This window comes from Protofrankia sp. CiP3 (genome assembly GCF_917627345.1).
GTDB lineage: Bacteria > Actinomycetota > Actinomycetes > Frankiales > Frankiaceae > Protofrankia.
In genome coordinates this window covers 2384-3363 of the sequence record NZ_CAKJTM010000221.1, presented here as the reverse complement: position 1 = coordinate 3363, position 980 = coordinate 2384, and the positions used below count along the sequence as shown (strand labels likewise).

General features: G+C 60.1%; 1 protein-coding gene. It reads left to right on the top strand.

The annotated features are described in order from the left end of the window. On the top strand, positions 1–927 hold a 927-nt coding region (locus tag MJ797_RS26560), incomplete at its 5' end, for a transposase (protein ID WP_239342456.1). Positions 928–980 lie beyond the last annotated feature (53 nt).

Genomic DNA, 980 nt, shown 5'->3' with positions numbered 1-980 from the left:
TGTCGTAGGCGCAAAAAAGCCCTCTCTGTGATGTATGGGTTCTGCGGAATCCGCACAATCACAGAAAGGGTGCCACCAGTGTACCGTCTGCCTGGACTGAGCAACCGAGCCGCCGACGTCGTCGTCGCGCTGGCGATGAAAGAGTTTCCCGACTGGCACAAGCTGGTCGGCCGCCCCAAGAAACTGACGGTGGTCCAAGCTCTCAAGCTGACGCTCTGCCGGCTGCGCCGCAACGCCACCTATCAAGATCTTCACGAGGATTTCGACATCGGGCTGAGCACCGCCTGGGACTATTACCAGCCCATGGTCGACTTCCTCGCACGCACCTTCGGGTACCCCGACGAGGACGAGAAGGAGCGCGAGGAGCTGCTGGGCCTGCTGCTGGAGGGTAAGGTCTGCCTCGTCGACGGGACCCTCATACCGACTTTTCACTGGAAGCATCGCGGCAATGAGCTGCTGTCCGGCAAGCACCGCACGCACGGCGTTAATATCCAGCTCTTCGTCGATATCCACGGCCGGCTGATCGGCGCCAGCCGTGCCTTTCCGGGTAGCTGGCACGATATCCACTGTTTCCGTGAGGCGGGCTGGGTCGATCTGGTCACCCAGGCGGGCGGAGGAAAGGGAATCAGCGACGGTGGCTATAAAGGCGAACCCGATGCCCTGTGCGCGCCGATCAAGAAGCCTCGGGGTAAAGAGCTCACGGACATCGAGAAGGATGTCAACACCGTCTTCGCGAAAATCCGGGTCCCCGTCGAGTGGGGAGTCGGCCACGTGAAGAACTGGAGGATCCTGGCCACCCGCTACCGCAGCGACCTCAGTCGCATCGATATCGATATCCAGGCAGCCGTCGGCCTCCAGGTCCTCAACGAGCACCACTCCGTACGACTTCTTACATTCGACAGGGTCAAGAAGGCGATGGCCGCATAGTTACGGAATCGTACCGTCACCCAGGGAAACCAAAGGTCGATAAAGTAATAGAA